Annotated in this window: 1 protein-coding gene; it reads left to right on the top strand. The window is 70.2% G+C overall.

Translation table 11 applies throughout. The features are described 5' to 3' along the window. Positions 1 to 7: 7 nt before the first annotated feature. A partial coding sequence (locus IE286_RS26920; RefSeq protein ID WP_189799366.1) for a transposase family protein occupies positions 8 to 624 on the top strand: 617 nt, incomplete at its 3' end.

Genomic DNA, 624 nt, shown 5'->3' on the forward strand with positions numbered 1-624 from the left:
GGCCTCGTTGGTCATCTATCCTGCCGCACTCGACCTGCCGCATGCACTCGTGGAGTGGGTCACCATGCTCATCGTCACCCGTGAGGGCGACCGGCGCTGCAAGCTCCGCCCGTCTCAGCGCGCGATGGTGGCACTGGTGTACCTGCGCGAGCACACCACCCTGGCGAAGATCGCTGCCGGGTTCGGGATCAGCGAGTCCACCGCCCACGCCTACACCAGCGCGGTCATCCACCTGCTCGCCCAGCGCGCGCCGGGACTGCTGAAGGTCCCGCGCGAGGCCGGCCCCGACTTCGTCCTGCTGGACGGCACCCCCGCCGAGTGCAACCGGGTCGGCGACTCGCGCGCGGACTACTCCCACAAGCACCGCCGGCACGGAGTGAACGTGCAGGTGGTCACCGATCCGGAGAACCGACCGCTGTGGCTCTCCCCCGCGCTGCCGGGCCGAGCTCACGACCTGACCGCTGCCCGCACCCACCGCATCATCCGTATCTGCGAGCGCCAGGGCGTCCCCATCCTGGCCGATCTCGCCTACCAGGGCGGTGGCCCCTGGCTGACCACGGGCATCAAACGCAGGCCCCTGCAGGAACTCACCCCCACCGAGAAGACCGTCAACCGGACCCTGGC

Origin of the sequence: Streptomyces thermodiastaticus (assembly GCF_014656135.1) — a bacterium.
GTDB classification, from domain to species: Bacteria; Actinomycetota; Actinomycetes; order Streptomycetales; family Streptomycetaceae; genus Streptomyces; species Streptomyces thermodiastaticus.